The sequence below is a fragment of the Deinococcus betulae genome (assembly GCF_020166395.1).
GTDB lineage: Bacteria > Deinococcota > Deinococci > Deinococcales > Deinococcaceae > Deinococcus > Deinococcus betulae.
The window spans coordinates 1-15,854 of the sequence record NZ_JAIQXU010000044.1; the positions used below are offsets into that span (position 1 = coordinate 1).

Annotated in this window: 16 protein-coding genes and 1 riboswitch; of the genes, 5 read left to right on the forward strand and 11 right to left on the reverse strand. The window is 67.0% G+C overall.

What is annotated here, in order from left to right; all coding sequences use genetic code 11:
- Positions 1-639: 639 nt before the first annotated feature.
- From K7W42_RS21240 to K7W42_RS21265, 6 genes are all read right to left on the reverse strand, one after another.
- Positions 640-1,695 carry an alpha/beta hydrolase gene (locus K7W42_RS21240; RefSeq protein WP_224577237.1) on the reverse strand — a complete coding sequence of 352 codons (1,056 nt, stop codon included), beginning with the start codon at positions 1,693-1,695 and terminating at the stop codon, positions 640-642.
- Positions 1,682-2,923: a cytochrome P450 gene (locus tag K7W42_RS21245; RefSeq protein ID WP_224577238.1), complete on the reverse strand. Its 1,242-nt coding sequence runs from the start codon at positions 2,921-2,923 to the stop codon at positions 1,682-1,684. Before K7W42_RS21245 ends, K7W42_RS21240 begins: the two co-directional genes overlap by 14 nt.
- Entirely contained in the window at positions 2,920-3,402 is a 483-nt protein-coding gene (locus tag K7W42_RS21250) for a MarR family winged helix-turn-helix transcriptional regulator (protein ID WP_224577239.1), read from the reverse strand. Before K7W42_RS21250 ends, K7W42_RS21245 begins: the two co-directional genes overlap by 4 nt.
- A 603-nt stretch (positions 3,403-4,005) precedes the next feature.
- Complete coding sequence (gene purH, locus K7W42_RS21255; protein WP_224577241.1) at positions 4,006-5,577, reverse strand: bifunctional phosphoribosylaminoimidazolecarboxamide formyltransferase/IMP cyclohydrolase; 1,572 nt, start codon at positions 5,575-5,577, stop codon at positions 4,006-4,008.
- Between the two features lie 36 nt (positions 5,578-5,613).
- Positions 5,614-5,704, reverse strand: a riboswitch (ZMP/ZTP riboswitch).
- A 232-nt stretch (positions 5,705-5,936) separates the two neighbouring features.
- Positions 5,937-6,476 (reverse strand): hypothetical protein, encoded by a 540-nt coding sequence (locus tag K7W42_RS21260; RefSeq protein WP_224577243.1) that lies wholly within the window; start codon positions 6,474-6,476, stop codon positions 5,937-5,939.
- A 236-nt stretch (positions 6,477-6,712) separates the two neighbouring features.
- Positions 6,713-7,075 (reverse strand): winged helix-turn-helix transcriptional regulator, encoded by a 363-nt coding sequence (locus tag K7W42_RS21265; protein ID WP_157459877.1) that lies wholly within the window; start codon positions 7,073-7,075, stop codon positions 6,713-6,715.
- Between the two features lie 88 nt (positions 7,076-7,163).
- Here K7W42_RS21265 and K7W42_RS21270 point away from each other — a divergent pair, with 88 nt between their 5' ends.
- The 4 genes from K7W42_RS21270 to K7W42_RS21285 all read left to right on the forward strand — a co-directional run bounded on the left by K7W42_RS21270 (position 7,164) and on the right by K7W42_RS21285 (position 9,636).
- On the forward strand, positions 7,164-7,784 hold the full coding sequence (locus tag K7W42_RS21270) for a nitroreductase family protein (RefSeq protein ID WP_157459878.1): 621 nt from the start codon (positions 7,164-7,166) through the stop codon (positions 7,782-7,784).
- A gap of 165 nt (positions 7,785-7,949) precedes the next feature.
- Complete coding sequence (locus K7W42_RS21275; protein ID WP_224577245.1) at positions 7,950-8,312, forward strand: alcohol dehydrogenase catalytic domain-containing protein; 363 nt, start codon at positions 7,950-7,952, stop codon at positions 8,310-8,312.
- Complete coding sequence (locus K7W42_RS21280) at positions 8,273-8,854, forward strand: quinone oxidoreductase family protein (RefSeq protein ID WP_224577246.1); 582 nt, start codon at positions 8,273-8,275, stop codon at positions 8,852-8,854. The genes K7W42_RS21275 and K7W42_RS21280 overlap by 40 nt, the downstream gene beginning before the upstream one ends.
- A 242-nt stretch (positions 8,855-9,096) precedes the next feature.
- Positions 9,097-9,636: a DUF1440 domain-containing protein gene (locus K7W42_RS21285; RefSeq protein WP_224577248.1), complete on the forward strand. Its 540-nt coding sequence runs from the start codon at positions 9,097-9,099 to the stop codon at positions 9,634-9,636.
- A gap of 478 nt (positions 9,637-10,114) precedes the next feature.
- On the opposite strand, the gene K7W42_RS21290 is transcribed toward K7W42_RS21285, so the two are convergent.
- The 5 genes from K7W42_RS21290 to rpmB all read right to left on the reverse strand — a co-directional run bounded on the left by K7W42_RS21290 (position 10,115) and on the right by rpmB (position 15,154).
- Positions 10,115-11,755 carry an ABC-F family ATP-binding cassette domain-containing protein gene (locus tag K7W42_RS21290; RefSeq protein WP_224577250.1) on the reverse strand — a complete coding sequence of 547 codons (1,641 nt, stop codon included), beginning with the start codon at positions 11,753-11,755 and terminating at the stop codon, positions 10,115-10,117.
- Positions 11,756-12,269: 514 nt separating this feature from the next.
- On the reverse strand, positions 12,270-13,079 hold the full coding sequence (gene mntB / locus K7W42_RS21295) for a manganese ABC transporter permease MntB (RefSeq protein ID WP_224577251.1): 810 nt from the start codon (positions 13,077-13,079) through the stop codon (positions 12,270-12,272).
- 126 nt (positions 13,080-13,205) lie between these two features.
- Complete coding sequence (mntA, locus tag K7W42_RS21300; RefSeq protein ID WP_224577252.1) at positions 13,206-13,922, reverse strand: manganese ABC transporter ATP-binding protein MntA; 717 nt, start codon at positions 13,920-13,922, stop codon at positions 13,206-13,208.
- 84 nt (positions 13,923-14,006) lie between these two features.
- Positions 14,007-14,912 carry a manganese ABC transporter substrate-binding protein MntC gene (mntC, locus tag K7W42_RS21305; protein WP_224577253.1) on the reverse strand — a complete coding sequence of 302 codons (906 nt, stop codon included), beginning with the start codon at positions 14,910-14,912 and terminating at the stop codon, positions 14,007-14,009.
- Positions 14,909-15,154: a 50S ribosomal protein L28 gene (rpmB, locus tag K7W42_RS21310; protein ID WP_157459883.1), complete on the reverse strand. Its 246-nt coding sequence runs from the start codon at positions 15,152-15,154 to the stop codon at positions 14,909-14,911. The genes mntC and rpmB overlap by 4 nt, the downstream gene beginning before the upstream one ends.
- Before the next feature lie 172 nt (positions 15,155-15,326).
- On the opposite strand from rpmB, the gene K7W42_RS21315 reads away from it, so the two are divergent.
- A complete protein-coding gene (locus K7W42_RS21315; protein ID WP_224577254.1) occupies positions 15,327-15,749 on the forward strand; it encodes a hypothetical protein in 423 nt (140 codons plus the stop codon).
- The last annotated feature ends 105 nt before the right edge of the window (positions 15,750-15,854 follow it).

The window sequence follows — 15,854 nt, forward strand, 5'->3', positions numbered from 1 at the left end:
AAGACGGGCGGGACCAGCCTAGAGGTGGAGGGGCGCCCGACTGCCTTCAGAGGAAAGGCGGGCCCTTCACATTCAGCTTGGTGGGGATACCTCACGGCGGACCCAGAGCGATTGAGGGAAGGGACCTTAACTGCGCTGCGGTGCTTTGGCTGGTCATGTGGAGAAACCAGTCAGGCTCACCCGTTTTAACAGGACTTTGTCAGAATGGGTTTTCATGGCTGGGCAGGCTCCACAACTGCGTTTACTCGACCTCGTGCAGGTTGTGCTAGAGCGCCCACTGATGTATACGGCGTGCGGCTCATACAACGAGGTCGTCGCTTTCATTGAGGGGTACCACATCGGACATCGTCCAGCCGGAACCCTGTGGTTCGAGTTCCTCAACTGGTTGCGTGAACACCTTGGAGAAGGCGAAGGGAGACTCATACTCCGATTCCGCCAGACATTCCAAGATGACACTACGGCTCTTCAGGAATTGAGGTCGCTGTACAACCGATTTATTCAGCATCAAGCGGAATCACGAGTATCCCTGGTTGAAGAATGACAAAGTCCTGTTAAACGGGTGAGCCTGACTGGTGGAACAGCATCAAAGGAGAGGGTGACGCGGAAAGCCTGAAGAGCTGAATGGCTCGGCCATGTGGGTCAGCTGACGGGCTCCAGCTTCAGGCCCCGCCGCAGAGCCTCTAGACTGCGGGCCACAAAGGCCCTGGAGACCGGGGCGGCCGGCGCAAAGCGTTCGCTGGCATGGTAAGCCCCCTCGACCTCGTCCCACTTGCAGGGTACCCCGGCCGCCCGGAGGCGTTGGGCGTACAGGCAGGCTTCGTCGTAAAACAGGTCGAGTGTGCCTGCGCCAATCCAGGCCGGGGCCAGACCAGCCAGGTGTTCGCGGCGGGCTGGGGCGGCGTACTCGGGGGCGCTCTCCCACTGCGGGGCACGTCCCAGATACGCTGTCCAGCCCAGCCGGTTTGAAGCGGGTGTCCAGACGAACTCGCCGCGTCCACTGTGGTCGGTTCTCAGCACTGTGCGGTCGTCCAGCATGGGGTACAGCAGCAGCTGAAAGGCCAGCGGCACGCCCTCGTCGTGGGCCAGCTGGGCCAGCGCGGCGGCCAGACCGGCGCCGGCACTGTCTCCAGCCACGGCAATTTGCGCGGGGTTCAGTCCAAGTGCGGGGGCCTGCGCCGTCAGCCAGGTCAGGGCCGCAAAACAGTCGTTCAGCGGTCCCGGGAACGGGGTCTGCGGAGCCAGGCGGTAGTCCACATTGACCACCAGCAGCCCCAACTCAGTGGCGTAGCGCGCGCACTGGGCGTGGTAGGCCGCCGCCGAGCCGGTGACAAACCCCCCGCCGTGGATGTACAGCAGGGCGGCTGTGGGTGGTCTGCCCTGGCCCGGCCGGTACAGCAACACGGGCACGTCTGGGTCGCCGGAGCGGCCAGGCACCGTCCGGGCCTCGACCTGCACGCCGCTGGGCAGCGGAAAGCGCGTGGGGAGGCGCCGCATGATTGTCACCAGGGGCTGCGTGAACGAGGGGGTCCGGAGCCGCAGCAGCGGCGTTTGGAGCTCTGGGTGCAGGTGCCCGTAGGTGCGGGCCTGCCGACCAGTCAGCCAGAGCCCCAGGGCGGCGGCGGCCCCCCAGCCCAGCCAGCAGCGCCGCTGCCCCGTCTTGACGAGGTTCTTTAGGCGCACGTCAGGACGTGGCAACGGGCTGCGCCGCCGGTCCCAGCGCCACGCGCATGCCGCGCAGTTCGTAGCCTTTGACCACCTCGTTAAAGGTCACCGTGGGCGGCGTCACCAGGCGCAGGTCATTCCAGACCAGCAGGCGGCGCAGGAAGGTGTCGCTTTCCTTGATGGCCAGGAAGGCGCCGGGGCAGCGGTGGTGGCCGTCCCCGAAGGCCAGCACCGGCGCCTGGACCCCGCGCGGCAGCGGCCGGGCCGGGCACAGCTGGTCAGCGTGGTCGCCGGCCACCGCCGGGTCGGCGTTGGTGTCGTAGATGTGCATGGCCACTAGACTGCCCCCCGGAATGTGCTGCCCGGCCACCGTCAGGTCGCCCTGGGTGCGGCGGTACAGCATGGACACCACTGGCTCGGCGCGCAGAATCTCATGCAGGATGGCGTGCCGCTCGGGTTCAGTGCCGTGAACGTAGGCGCGGCGCAGCTCTGGCTCGCGCAGCATGTGCCACGCCGCGACCGTGATGAACTCGCGGGTGGTCACCATGCCGGCGGTGCCGTAGGTCAGGCATTCGGTCAAGATTTCCAGGTCGGTGTAATCCTGCCTCAGCAGGTGGCTGATGAGGTCGTCTTTGGGCTGGCGCCGCCGCGCCTGAATGGCAGGTTTTACGTCCAGCAGGTAAAAAGCCAGCAGCTGCCGCTGGTTCCAGAGGCCCTGGAGGTGGGCCAGCGGCCCGGCAGGCTTGGCCTCTGCCGTCTGGTCCCGGCTGGGCCGCTCGCCCTCCACAAAGGAAGTGACGCGGCGGTCAAGGCCTGGCAGCAGGCTGTCGGTCAGGCCCACCACCTGCGCGGCCACCCGCACGGCCATCGTCAGGCTCAGGTCGTCCACGTTGGCCTGCCCCCTGCGCACCAGTTGCCCCATCAGGTCGTCGGCCAGGGCCGCAATCATGGGCTGATAGGTCGCCACGGCCGCAGGCGTAAAATACCGGGCGGTGTCGCGCCGCATTTCGTGGTGCGGCTGGCCCTCGGTGTACAGCACCGGCTTGTTGCGCATGATGCTGGCGCTCTGCACCTGCTCGGCACCGAAGCCGGCCTGAATCACCTGTTCGCTGCGCAGCACCTCGCGCGCGGCCTGAAAGCCGTGTACCTGATAGACACCCTGGGGGTCAGGCTGCACAGGGGCGCTGGGGCGGGTGGGCAGGTCGGCCTGGCGGGTCAGGCCACCGTGGCCAAAAGGGCACTGGGGTTCAGGAGTGGTCATGGGCGGGCCTCCAGGGGCGTGGCAGCCAGCGTTTCCAGGCTGGCCGTCAGGATGTCGAGGGGAGTGGGCGATAGGGCGTGCAGGGCGGGGGTGGTGACGGTCTCCACGGTGTGCAGGGCGGCCTGCCACAGCGTGCGGCCTGCCGGTGTGGCGCAGAGCCGGTGAGACCGGGCATCGTGAGGCGCCGGGTGCCGGTCAATGGCTTTCCGGCTTTCCAGATGCCGCAGCACGCGGGTGACCTCGTAGCGGGGGACCCGCAGGTGGCTGGCCAGTTCGGCGGGGGTGAGCGGCGCGGCCTGCACGTAGCTCAGGGCGATGAAACTGCGGACGTCCAGCCCGTGCCCCTGCTCCAGCGCCGTCTGAAGGTGGCCGCTCAGGTGCTGCCAGACCGCCCAGTACGCCGCCAGAAACCGCAGCGGCTGTGTGGTCAGGTCCGGGGCAGGCGGGGCCTGAGCAGGAGAGGTGAAGCCAGGACGCATAGTTGCATTCTGCAACTATCTGGAATGAAGTGGCTGAGAAGCAGGCTGTCCCAGGGTTGAGACAAAGCAGGTTGAGGGCGCTGATGACGATGACATGCCGACGGGACAAATCCGCTGAGCTCAATAAAGCAAGTGATACGGACTCCGATAGAATCGAGCAGAGTGCTGGGTGGACTCCGAGCGGACTTGGACAGCGGCGCCGCAGACTTGAAAAGCTCCGCAGGAGAGCGAGCAAGAACGGATGCGGATGGCGCGATATGGAAGCGCTGACGGTGCCTGTCTTTGCGGTGCGGCAATGAAGCGGAATCCGTATGAGAGGACTGCCGAAGTGGCGCCCTCTCGCCGGGGCTTGAGTGGCTCAGGCGTCGGGACCTTGTCTCAAGCAAAGGGAGTCTCAAGCAATAACTGAAAGCCGGTTGGCTGGGCTTGCTCTGAACCTCAGGCAAAACGGCGGAAAGTCGGTGATAACTCCGAGGGGGAGGGCACTGCTCTGGTTCCCCTGCGTACAGGCTGTAGCAGCGACGCCTCTGGTCAGCCGCAGGCACCAGCGCCCAACAACAAAGGCGGCGGGGCTTAGGAACCCGCCGCCTCTTCCTCCTGCTGTCAGTGCCGGAAGTGGCGCGACCCGGTGAACACCATGCTCAGGCCCAGTTCGTTGCAGGCGGCCACGACTTCGGGGTCCCGTTTGGCGCCGCCGGGTTGCAGAATGGCGCTGACCCCTGCGCGGGCCGCCAGGCGCACGACATCGTCGAAGGGGAAGAAGGCTTCGCTGGCCAGCACGGCGCCCTGCGCCCGCTCACCCGCGTTGGCCACAGCGCGCTCGGCGGCCCAGATGCGGCTGACAGCTCCGGCCCCCAGGCCCACAGTCACGCCCCCGCGGGCCAGCACTACGGCGTTGCTGCGGGCCTGCTTGACGGTGGCCCAGGCAAAGCGCAGGTCAAGCCACTCCTGCTCGGTGGGCTGGCGCTCCGTCACCACTTCGGGGCACAGGTCATCCCAGGGGCGGGTGTCACGCTCCTGCACGGCAAAGCCGCCGGTCAGGGGGCGCACGTCCAGCACGCTGACGCCCTGCGCCTGCGCGGCCACCAGCACGCGCAGGTCTGGTTTCTTCTCGGCAAACCAGGCTACGGCTTCGGGCGTGACTTCTGAGGCAATCAGCACTTCCAGAAAGGTGCCGCGCATGGCCTGGGCGGCCTCCAGCGTCACCGGGGCGCTGACGGCCACCACGCCTCCAAACACACTCAGGGTATCAGCGTCGCGGGCGCGTTCCCAGGCCACCTTCACGTCTGGGGCCAGGGCCACGCCGCAGGGGTTGGCGTGCTTGACCGCCACGCATACGGCCGCGTGGTCCGGCACCGCCGCTTCCTGCGCCGCCAGCTCCTGACACAGCGTCCAGGCGGCGTCGGCGTCGGCGTAATTGTTAAAACTCATGGGCTTGCCGCTCAGCACCTGGGCGTCCAGCACGGGGCCGCGCGCCTCGCCCAGTCGGTAGATTGCGCCGGGCTGGTGAGGGTTCTCGCCGTAGCGCACCTGCGCCGCTCGGGTCAGGTTCAGCGTCAGCCGTTCGGGCAGGGCCGTGGGCAGCTCGTCTGCCGCGCCTTCCAGATACGCAGTGATGGCCGCGTCATACTCGCTGGTGTGGCGGTAGGCTTTGGCGGCCAGGCGCTGACGGTCGGCGCTGCTCACCTCATCTTGCAGGGCCAGCGAGTAGTCAGCGGGGTCCACCAGCACCAGCACGCCTGCGTGATTCTTGGCCGCCGAGCGAATCATGGCGGGGCCGCCAATGTCAATGTTCTCAATGACCTCGTCAAACGCGGCCCCGCGCGCCACGGTCTCGCGGAAGGGATAGAGGTTGACGCAGACCAGGTCAATGGTGCCAATGTCGTGCTCGTCCAGCTGGGCCAGGTGAGCCTGCTCGCGCCGGGCCAGAATGCCGCCGTGGATGGCGGGGTGCAGGGTCTTGACGCGGCCGTCCAGCATCTCGGGAAAGCCAGTCACGTCGCTGACCTGCCGCGCCGGCACGCCGGCGTCCACGATGCTGCGGTAGGTGCCGCCGGTGCTCAGAATTTCCCAGCCACGCGCCGCGAGTTGCTGCGCGAACTCGGTGACGCCCGTCTTGTCGCTGACCGAAAGAAGTGCGCGCCGCCTGCCTGTCTGCTTGGCCCCGTCTGTCACTGTGTCCCCCTGTGGCCACTGCCCAGAAAAAAGGCAGGGCATGACCCAGGCGCGCGGTCAGCTGGCGTGTGCTTTCAGGGGCTTCCCCGTGGTCTGTCCACGTTGTGCGCCAGTCGCCCCCACGCCGGTACGGGCCGCAGCATACCGCTGGCCTGGGATCAGGCTGCTCGGCTGGGCTGGACAGTGCAGGCCGCACGGCAGCCAGGAAGGGGGCTATTAGGCGGTGTTCAGGTCAGCTGAGACAGATTTCGTCTGTTCCCTTCAGCCGCAGTGCGGGGACAGGTCATCCCATGTGGCCCTTCTGCCCCCGCCCTTTGCGGCTAGAAGAAGCTCTACACGCAATTGGAACCAGATGCGGCTCAGTTACTGTTGCCGCTGCCGTCGGGTGAGGGAGACAGGAGGGGGCTGGGGGCCGGCTCGGTGCCCAACAAGCGGCGCAGTTCGTCCAGCACGGCGCGTTCGCGGTCATTGACCTGCTCTCCACCAATGCCCAGAAAGCCCCCTTCCTTGGCGGCGTTCGCCACCTCGTCGGCCACTTTCAGGAGCAGGTGGCGGTAGGCGGCAGCGTCTTCTGGGCTGGTCTTGGCACTGACCAGCCACGCGGCCTGCCGCACCCCTTGCAGGCTCTGGTCGCGGGCGTCGTCCATGCTGGTGGCCGGTTCCGGCCGGGCCGTGCGCTCCGGGGCGGGGCCCAGCAGGTCAGCGGCCATCGCCTCCAGCAGTGGCGTGCGGCCCGGCGCGCTCAGGCCAGCGCGCACGGCCTGGGCCAGGGCCCGCCCCTCGGCCAGCAGGCCGGTGATGCCGCTAGGGCTGGCGGCCACCACAGCCGCGCCCGCCCGGCCAGGGCCGTTCATGACCGTGGTCCATTCCTCGGAGCTGAAATTATCCTTGATGCTCATACCTTCAGGGTAAACGTGGGGTCGGCTGAGGCGACTTGCGACTTCATTGACCGATGCCGTCCATGTCAGTGCTTGGTCCTCCTACCCCTGAGGCTGCCTCAGAGCCTCACTCGGTGTGAAGAGATCAGAGTGAAGCAGTCCCTAGCAGGGTCAGGCTGCACCCATGACCCAGACAAACCGCCGACCCTGATGGAGTCGGCGGAAGTGTCAGCCACAGCGCAGAAGTCCTGCCTAGCCTAGCAGGGCGCCGTTTCCGCCCCATGTTCTTGAGGCCCAGGCACCTCCAAGTGCAGCTGCGCCCAGTGGCCAATGGCGTCAATGACGCTTTGCAACTCCAGGCCAGCGGGGGTCAGGCTGTAGACGCTGCGCGCCAGCTTGCCGTGGCTGTCCTCGGTGCGCTTGTCAATCAGGCTCAGCTGTTCCAGGTGTTCCAGGCGCTGCGTCAGGGTTGCGCTGTTGCAGCCGCCAACGGCGCGGGCCAGTTCGTTAAACCCCTTTTCCCCGCTCAGCAGGGCGCGCACGATATGCAGCACCCATTTTTCCTGCAACACCCCGATGGCCCGGTAAATCGGGCAAAAACCAGTGTGTTCCGTGCTCATGCCTAAAGTTTACACGCCAGCACTGACTGAATCATGACGGAAGACACACCGCTTGACTTTTCAAAGCACTCGGAATAACCTCCTGCCTATGACTGCAACCGCCACCAGAGCCCTGAGCGTCCAAGAAGCCATCGAGACCCGCCGCAGCATCCGCAAGTACGTGCAAGAGCCCCTGAACCAGGACGACCTGCGCGAAATCCTGCGCCTCGCCAGCCTGGCCCCCAGCGCCTGGAACGCCCAGACCTGGCGCTTTGCCGTGGTGCAGAACCCCGAACTCCAGGCCAAGCTGCAAGACGCCGCCTACGGCCAGGGCCAGGTCACGAACGCGCCCGCCGTCATCGTGGTCTACAGCGACATGGAAGACACCCTGAACACCGTGGAAGACACCGCTCACCCCGGCATGGGTGAGCAGGGCCGCACCGGCCAGCGCGCCACCTTTGACAACGTGTTCGGCAGCCAGCCCGTCGCGCAGCGCGGCGCCTGGGGCCTGAGCCAGGCCAACATCGCCTTTGGCTTCCTGATGCTGGCCGCCCGCAGCCTGGGCTACGACACCGTGCCCATGCTGGGCTTCCAGCCCGACAAGGTCAAAGAAATCCTGGGCCTGCCCGAGCACGTTCAGTTTGCCGGCCTGCTGCCCCTGGGCAAGCGCGCCGAAGACGGCTTCCCCCACCACCGCCACAGCGTCGAGCGCATCACCAAGTTCTACTAACCCCACACGGGAGGTCCGGGCCCACGCTCGTGGGCGCCTCCCAGCCAGTGACAGCTCGTTCCCACCTGTGGGGGCGGGTTTTGCTGTTTGCTGTCTCCATGAGTCATGCCATTACGGTACAGGTCTACGGCGGCCCCGAAGTCCTGACCTGGCAGGGAGCGCCCGTTGCCGCAGCCGGGCCCAGGGCAGGTGCGGGTGCGTGTTGAGGCCACGGGCGTCAATTACGCCGATGTTCTGGCCCGCCGGGGCGGGTATGGGCCAGGTGGACGGCTCCCCTTTGTGCCAGGGCTTGACGCGGCTGGGGTGGTGGACGCCCTGGGTGAAGACGTCACGGGCCTGGCGGTGGGGCAGCGGGTGGCGTGCTTCACCATTGGCGGCAGCTACGCCACCGAGGTGCTGGCCCCGGCCACCTTCTGTTTGCCTCTGGCTGATGAAGGGCTGCCGAGCAGGGCGCGGCACTGGTGGCCCTTTCGACCGCTGACGGGGTCTTGCAGGCTGCCGACCTTCAGCCCAGCGAAACGGTGTTGATTCACGCGGCGGGGGGAGGGGTCGGTCACCTGGCGGTGCAACTGGCCCTGGGCCGGGGCGCGCAGGTGCTGGCGGTGGTGGGCGACGAGGGCCGCGCCGAGTTCGTGCGGGGACTGGGGGCAGGGGTGGTAATTCACCGCCACAGTCAAGACTTCGCCGCCGAGGTGCTGGCCCATACCGAGGGACGCGGCGCCGACGTGATTCTGGATTCCATCGGGGGCGACACCGCCGAGCGGGGCCTGACCTGCCTGGCCCGGTTTGGCCGCCTGGTGACGTTCGGACACGCGGGCGGTCGCCCTGGCCTGCTGCCCACCGCGCCACTGCACCGCGAAGGCCGCTCTGTTATCGGGTACTCAAACGGCACCCTGCGCCAGCACCGCTCTGACCAGGCCCGCCGCGTGGCCCAGGCGGCGCTGGACACCCTGGCGCGGGGCGAGGTGCGCGTTCACAGCGGCCTGCGGTTACCACTGGCCCAGGCCGCCGAGGCCCACCGGCAAGCCGAGGCCGGCGGCGTGAGCGGCCGTATAACGCTGCTGGCCTGAGTGAAGTCTTGCGTGCGATTGAGGCTTTTCCTGGGTCGCAAGTGGACAGGTGGACAGCCAGAGCGGCTCGGACGAACGAAGAGCCGTTACAGTCAGCAGCCAGCTTGGAAGAGACGGGTTTGCTTCTTGCCTCAGGGGTCAACGAAATAACCACTCAAGGCGTAGACGGCCACCCCCGGCCAGCGCTTGAGCCGTCCTTGAGCTTTGGCGGGCTCCGGCGCCTGTCCACCTATGCTGGCAAGATGACCCTCAGACATCCTGTGCGGAGCCTGCTGGTGGGCGCCGTTGCTGGCCTGATCGGCGCGGCTGTGAAAGCCAAGGTTGAGCCCGCCCTGCAAACGCTGGCCGAACAGGCTTTTCCGCCCACACCCGCCGAGAAAAAGATGGTGGGCGCTGATCCTACCGGACGCCAGGACCACATGCCGCCCGCCGAAATGGTGGAGGCTCTGGGCGAGCAGCTGACGGGCAAGACCCCGACTAAAGAAGAAAAGTTAGAGGGCCAACAGGTGATTCACTACGCGATGGGCGCGGCGCTGGGGGCCACCTACAGCGCCCTGGCGGCGGCCCAGCCTGCCGTGACGCGCGGCCTGGGCGTGCCGGCTGGGGCAGTGATGTACGCCATGACCCACGCCAGCGCTGTGCCAGCCACCGGATTTCAGGCCTGGCCCTGGCAGCTGCCCCGCTCGGCGGTGGTCTGGGAGGCCGCGTCGCATCTGGTGTTCAGCCTGACCACCGAACTGGTTCGCCGCTCGCTCGAAGCGGCGCTGGACCGGCTGGACTGACGGGGAAGCGTTGAGACGTCTTGAGTGCAGTGCTGTCGGCCGTCACGTTCAGGGCAGCAGCGGGCATGTCTGATACGGATTCCGATTGAATTGAGCAGCGTGCTTGATGAAATCCGAGCTGTCTTGGAAAGCTGCATAGCAAAGCGCGAGGGAAAAGCGGCAGATTGCGCGATCTGGAGGCGCAGACGGTAACTTCTCAGCTCTGCCTTCATGAAGAGGAGTCCGGATAAGGCTCCAGCAGGACTGGAGCGATAGGGACTCAGGCTGACTGTTCTAAGCTTTGCAGGCGAGCCCTTGCAGCGCAGGTCAGCCGCCAGAGGGCGCGTCACCCGCTTAAAGGGCAGCAGAGGTGACGCCCTTTCCCTTCTTGAGGGGAACTTCTGGCATGCCTTCAATCACTCGGGTGACAGCCCACCTCCGTTTCTTTGGCCGGCATTGTTGAAGAGCCCTTCTGTTTGCTGCGCCGCTGATTCATGACTTATCCGGGGTCCAGGTGCCCACTGGCAGTCACATCAAGTTCCTTAACCGTGCTGCTCTCCACCTGCCAGCGACGGGTCGCCACACGGCGGGTCAGCGCCCGGTCATGGGTGGCCAGCAGCACGGTGCCGGGATAGTCGGCCAGCAGGCCTTCCAGCGCTTCAATGGCGCGCACGTCCAGATGGTTGGTGGGTTCGTCCAGCACCAGCACCTGGGCCCTCGTGACCCTCAGGCGCGCGAGGCTCAGGCGCGTGCGTTGCCCGCCGGACAGCGTGGACAGCGGAAACTGCGGGCCACCAGGGACCTGCAGCCCGGCCGCGACCTCATGCAGCTGATGAGGGGTCAGGGCCGGATTGGCCGCCAGCAGGGCGTCTCCTACTGTGGCCAGCCCGTACAATTCCTCGCCGCCTTGCCCGGCCACATACAGGGTCAGGCCCTGGCCCCAGCGCACTGTTCCACTGTGGGGAAGCTCGCCCAGCAGGGCGCGCAGCAGGGTGCTTTTGCCGCCGCCGTTGGGGCCGGTCAGGACCACGCGGTCACCCCGGCGGACATGCAGGGCCACGCCCGACAGCACTTCGTGGTCGCTGCGCGCCACGCTCAGGTGCTGTGCGGTCAGCACCTCGGCCGGGCCGGGAGGAGCGGGGGGCAAGTCCAGGCGCACGGCCCGGTGGTCGGCGTAAGGCTTGTCGACGGCGGCGTCCTCCAGGCGGTCCAGTTGCCGCTCCAGCGCCCGCGAGCGGCCTGCCAGGGTCTTAGACACTTGGGACGCCTTGTTCTTGGCCGCAATCAGGGGCACGTTGCCCGCCCGGCGCAGGTTGAAGTGCCCGGCACTCTCGCCCGCCGAGCGCAGCCGTCCCTGTTCCTGGCGCAGCGCGGTCCGCTTGCGCTGGTAGGCGGCGTAGTCGCGCGCCTGGGCTTCACGCAAGGTGGCTTTCAGAGTCATCGCCTCGCTGTAGCCGCCGGGATACTCATGCAGTTCGCCGCGTTCCAGTTCGGCGGTGCGGGTCGCCACGGCGTCCAGAAAGGCGCGGTCATGGCTGGCCAGCACAAACGCCGCCCCGGACGCCCGGAGCCAGCCTTCCAGCCAGGCGGCGCCGTCCGCGTCGAGGTGGTTGGTGGGTTCGTCCAGCAGATAGACCTCGGCGGGGTCCAGCAGCAGCCGCGCCAGCAGGGCCCGCCGGGTCTGGCCCCCCGAGAGCTGGGTGGCCCGCGCCGCCCCGTCCAGGTTCAGGCCAGCGAGCACCGCCCCGGCCCGCGCTTCAAAGTCGTAGCCGCCGCACAGGCGGTAGTGTTCCTCGGCCTCGGCGAAAGCCTGAAAGGCTTCATCCGTTCCGGTGCCCAGATCCGCCGAAGCGTGCTCGAAGGCGGCGCGCGCCTGCCGCAGGGCGGTGGGGGTGACGGCGTCCAGCACGGTGCCTTCTGCAGGGGTTTCATCCTGAGCCAGCAGCGCCACGCGGCCAGTGCGCGTCACTGTGCCTGCGTCGGGCGCGTCCAGGCCGGCCAGCAGCCGCAGCAGCGTGCTCTTGCCACTGCCATTTTCTCCAATTAAGGCCAGGCAGTCGCCTGCGCCCACGTCAAGCGTAACGTCCTCAAAAATCGTGCGGTCGGCGTACACACGCGCCGCTCCGGTAACTCTTAACATGCTTGTCTCCCTGCCAGAACAGGCCAGCCCGCGCAGGGCGGGCGGCAACGTGAACCGTGAATGCAGGGGTTACAGACGCAAGGGCAGGGCAGTCCTTTGAGTGGGCGGTGGGCCAAGCCTCTGCCACCAGTTTCCAGGGGAACAGGTCAGAGTGCTGCGCCCAGGATACCGGTCGGCCGGGCGGGGCCGAATGCGCCAGTCTGCCTAGCGGCAGGTGTGGTGAGACGGATTCCGTCTGCTTTGTTAATAAGCCGGAGCAGCACTGGATGGCCAACTCCTCGCCTGGAACCCGTTTCACTGTCTCTCACTCCGGCCGGAGTGAATCGTTTGCGCAGAACGGTTCACTCGGAGTTCCTCTTGTACAGCTTCCGAATGAATCGAGCAGAAGGCCGGGTGGAATCCGAGCAGACTTGAAAAGCGGCGCAGGAGAGCGGGAAGGAAAAGCTATAGATTTCGCGGTATGGAGGCGCAGACAGTGCCTTTCTAGCTGTGCCTTAAATAAGCGCAGTCCCTCTTACTCGCGGCGCCTGAGGAGCAGGGCCAGCAGAAAGACCGCCGTATTCACCAGCACGATGGTGGCGCCCGGCGCCGTATCAAGGCTGTAACTCAGGTACAGGCCGGTGACGCCGCCCAGGGTGCCCAGCAGCGCCGCCAGGGCAATCATGGTCTTGAAACTGCGCGAAAGCAGCCGCGCGGCGGCGCTGGACGTGATCAGCAAGCTGACACTTAGAGTGGTGCCCACCAGCTGCACCGTCAGCACCACCACCAGACCAATCACAATCAGCAGCAGGCTGTCCAGGCGGCGCACCGGCAGGCCCACCGCGCGCGCCTCGGTGGGGTCGAACGAGGCCAGCAGCAACTCCTTTTGCAGCGCCAGCAGCAGCCCACCCACCACCACGGTTACGGCCAGCGCACCCCACAGGTCGGCAGGGGTGACGCCCAGGGGGTTGCCAATCAGAAAGTTGCTGAGGTCGGTGGTAAAGGTGGGCGCGCGCGACAGCAGCACGATGCCCAGCGCAAACATGCCAACAAAGACAATCCCAATGGCGCTGTCCTGCTTCAGGCGGCTGCGCTGGCTGACGGCCCCGATGCCCAGCGCGGTCAGGACCGCCGCCGCCAGCGCGCCCAGCAGCAGGTTGCCTTTCAGCAGAAAGGCCGCCACGATGCCCGGCAACACCGCGTGGCTCATGGCGTCCCCGATGTAACTCAGGCCGCGCAGCACCACCCAGGCGCCCACCAGCGCACACAGTACGCTGACCAGCGCGACCGCCAGCAGCGCGCGCACGAAAAAGCCGAATTGAAGAGGGTCGGTGAGCCAGTCCATCAAGAGGAAGTGGGGCGTGGGGCGTGGGGAGTGGGGAAAGATAGGAGGGACAGAGAAAGACGGGTGGTTGCTCTCTGGGCGGCCGAGCGGTGTCCATCAACTCTCAACGTTCTTCCATCAGCGGCCTTACGCATGGGTATGGCCCAAGTGACTGGTGCTGAAGGTGGCCTCGATGTTCTGGGGCGTGTAGACCTGCTCGGGGGTGCCGTCGGCAATGATGCGGCGGTTGACCAGCACGAGGTGGTCGCACCAGCGCCGCGCCTGTTCGAGGTCGTGGGTGACCATGACCACCGCGCGCCCCTTGTCGGCCTGGGCGCGCAGCAGTGCCATCAACTGCTCCTGGGTGGTCGCGTCCACGCCGGTCAGGGGCTCGTCCAGCAGCAGCAGGTGGCCCTGGCGGGCCAGCATCCGGGCCAGCAGCACCCGCTGGCGCTGCCCGCCCGAGAGCGCGCCGATATGGCGCCCACGCAGGTCGTACACTCCGGTTTCCTTCAGCGCCGCTTTGACCAGTTGCCGGTCCTTGCGCCCCGGCCAGCGCAGCCAGCCCAGGCGGCCGGTGCGGCCCATCATGGCCACGTCCCAGACGGTCACCGGGAAAGCCCAGTCCAGGGTCTGCTGCTGCGGCACATACGAGATGCACCCGCGCGCCGTGTGGCCGGGGTCAAAGCGCACCGCGCCGGTCGTGTCGGGCAGCAGGCCCACCAGGGTCTTCAGCAGCGTGCTTTTGCCGGCGCCGTTGGGGCCAATGACAGCGCTGAAGCTCCTGGCTTCAAAGCGCACGCTGGCGTTTTGCAGGGCCACCTGCGGCCCATACGTGACAGTGAGATTCTCAACGCCCAGCATCGGCAGAGCATACCCCTTCGGAAAAGAAATGCGGAAAAAGGCGTCCCTACGTCGGGCGGGAACGCCGCTTAAAGATGGTGACGCTTAGCCACCCTTCAAGGCCCGCACCATCGTGTCTACGTTGGCGCGCAGGGCCTTCAGAAAGGTGTCGCCAGAACTGCCTTTGGGCCCCAGCGCGTCGGTGTAGAGGGGCGGGGCCACCCGCGCGCCGGTTTCGCGGGCGAGCGTCTGCGCCAGGCGGGCATTCACGGTGTTCTCGGTAAAAATGACGTGCGCCCCGGCTTTTTTCATGGTCTGGGCCAGCGTGGCCAGTTCGCGGGCGCCAGGTTCGCGCTCGGTGCCCACGCCGGGAATCACGGCTCCTACGACCTTCAAGCCATAGCGCTCGGCCAGGTAATGCAGGCTGTCGTGGTTGGTCACCAGGACGCGCCGGGCCAGAGGCACGCCGGCAAACTGCTGTCTGGCGTAGGCATCGGCGGCAGCCAGCGCCTTCAGGTAGGCGGCGGCGTTGTTGGCGTAGGTGGCCTTGCCCGCCGGGTCCAGGGCGCCCAGGGCCGCCTGGATATTTTTGATGTACCCCGCGGCCAGCGCAGCGTCCCACCAGGCATGGGGGTCCAGGGCGCCGTGGTCGTCCTCATGGCTGTGCCCGGCCTCCGCCCCGTGTTCCGCCAGGTGCAGCTTGAGGCCAGCCGTCAGAACCTTGACCGGCACCTTCGGGGCGCTGGAGCGGAGCTTGGGCAGCCAGGGCTCCAGTCCGGCGCCGTTGGCAAACAGCACCCGGCTCTGGACCAGGCCACGCACGACGGCCGTGCCCGGCTGGAAGGTATGGGTGTCGCCGCCAGCAGGCACCACGACATTGACACTCACGCGCTGGCCCCCCACGGCCCGCACAAAATCACCCAGGATGGTGGTCGTGGCGCTGACCTGCAGGGGAGCGGCGTAGGCGGCGCCCCCCAGCAGGGCCCCCAGCGCCAGCGCAGTCCGCTTCATGCGAGTTCGATACCCTTGAAGGGGCCACGGCTCAGGGTGCGCAGGGCGTTGGCGCTGAGCCAGACCGTCTTGACCACCCCGTTTTCGCGGATGGCTTTCTTGTGCAGGTTGGCCCTCTGGGTGCGCTTGGTGATGCCAGTGACCTTGCGGCCCACCCCGCCCTTGGCGCGGGCCTTGCCCCGGCGGGTGACGCTGTTGACCACCAGATTTTTCTTGCCTGTCAGGTAACATTCACGGCTCATACGGTTCTCCTTCTCGCACGCGGGCGGGGGGTGGTGCCCCTGTGGGGTCACGCCCAGTGGACTGTGGGGCTTCTGGCAGCCGGTGTGAGGTGCCTTCAACCGGGGCGGTGCACGGCGCTCATCTCTCAGCGCCTCATCGCAACAACGATAATGATATTCTATTCTCAGTAATATGGCAAGATTTCATGTCGTGCGTGGGTGCCCACTGGCCGCCCAGTTCTGGTTTCTGGGGGTGGACGCCCGGCAGGGGGACCTGAGCCTGCGGGGCTTTCGGAAGGCGCCGGCGGCGCAGGGCAGCAGTCTCTACACGCTGGACCGTCTGTCGCTGCACAGCGCGGGCCTGACGCTGCTCACTCCCTCTGGGCCGCTGCATTTTGGCCGCCGCACACAGACCTTCACGCTGGGCGACACGCCTGTGCCGCTGGCGCTGGGCCGCTGGCAGGTGCGCGCGGCCCTTCAGGCCCACGAGCAGTGGGTGCAAGGCCGTTACGGGCCGGCTTACCGGGCTTCGTTGGTCGAAACCTTGCGGCCACCGCGTCCGGTCCGCGCGGCGCTGCCGGCCTGGCGCGAGTGGCAGCGGCTAGGGTCAGGCTGACGCCAGGGAGCATCTCTGGCTTTTCATTGCTGCCGGGCGAAGGAGGTGGACCTCACTCAGTCGCGGCGCCTCAGTGCAGGTTCAGTGGCGTTCCGAGGGGTACGC

What these genes read in the sequence shown, in the direction of transcription:
- rpmB (WP_157459883.1), bottom strand. Translation starts at nt 15,154, where the DNA reads ATGAGCCGTGAATGTTACCTGACAGGCAAGAAAAATCTGGTGGTCAAC.
- K7W42_RS21290 (WP_224577250.1), bottom strand. Translation starts at nt 11,755, where the DNA reads ATGTTAAGAGTTACCGGAGCGGCGCGTGTGTACGCCGACCGCACGATT.
- K7W42_RS21250 (WP_224577239.1), bottom strand. Translation starts at nt 3,402, where the DNA reads ATGCGTCCTGGCTTCACCTCTCCTGCTCAGGCCCCGCCTGCCCCGGAC.
- K7W42_RS21315 (WP_224577254.1), top strand. Translation starts at nt 15,327, where the DNA reads ATGGCAAGATTTCATGTCGTGCGTGGGTGCCCACTGGCCGCCCAGTTC.
- K7W42_RS21260 (WP_224577243.1), bottom strand. Translation starts at nt 6,476, where the DNA reads ATGAGCATCAAGGATAATTTCAGCTCCGAGGAATGGACCACGGTCATG.
- K7W42_RS21265 (WP_157459877.1), bottom strand. Translation starts at nt 7,075, where the DNA reads ATGAGCACGGAACACACTGGTTTTTGCCCGATTTACCGGGCCATCGGG.
- mntA (WP_224577252.1), bottom strand. Translation starts at nt 13,922, where the DNA reads ATGCTGGGCGTTGAGAATCTCACTGTCACGTATGGGCCGCAGGTGGCC.
- K7W42_RS21270 (WP_157459878.1), top strand. Translation starts at nt 7,164, where the DNA reads ATGACTGCAACCGCCACCAGAGCCCTGAGCGTCCAAGAAGCCATCGAG.
- K7W42_RS21245 (WP_224577238.1), bottom strand. Translation starts at nt 2,923, where the DNA reads ATGACCACTCCTGAACCCCAGTGCCCTTTTGGCCACGGTGGCCTGACC.
- K7W42_RS21285 (WP_224577248.1), top strand. Translation starts at nt 9,097, where the DNA reads ATGACCCTCAGACATCCTGTGCGGAGCCTGCTGGTGGGCGCCGTTGCT.
- mntB (WP_224577251.1), bottom strand. Translation starts at nt 13,079, where the DNA reads ATGGACTGGCTCACCGACCCTCTTCAATTCGGCTTTTTCGTGCGCGCG.
- mntC (WP_224577253.1), bottom strand. Translation starts at nt 14,912, where the DNA reads ATGAAGCGGACTGCGCTGGCGCTGGGGGCCCTGCTGGGGGGCGCCGCC.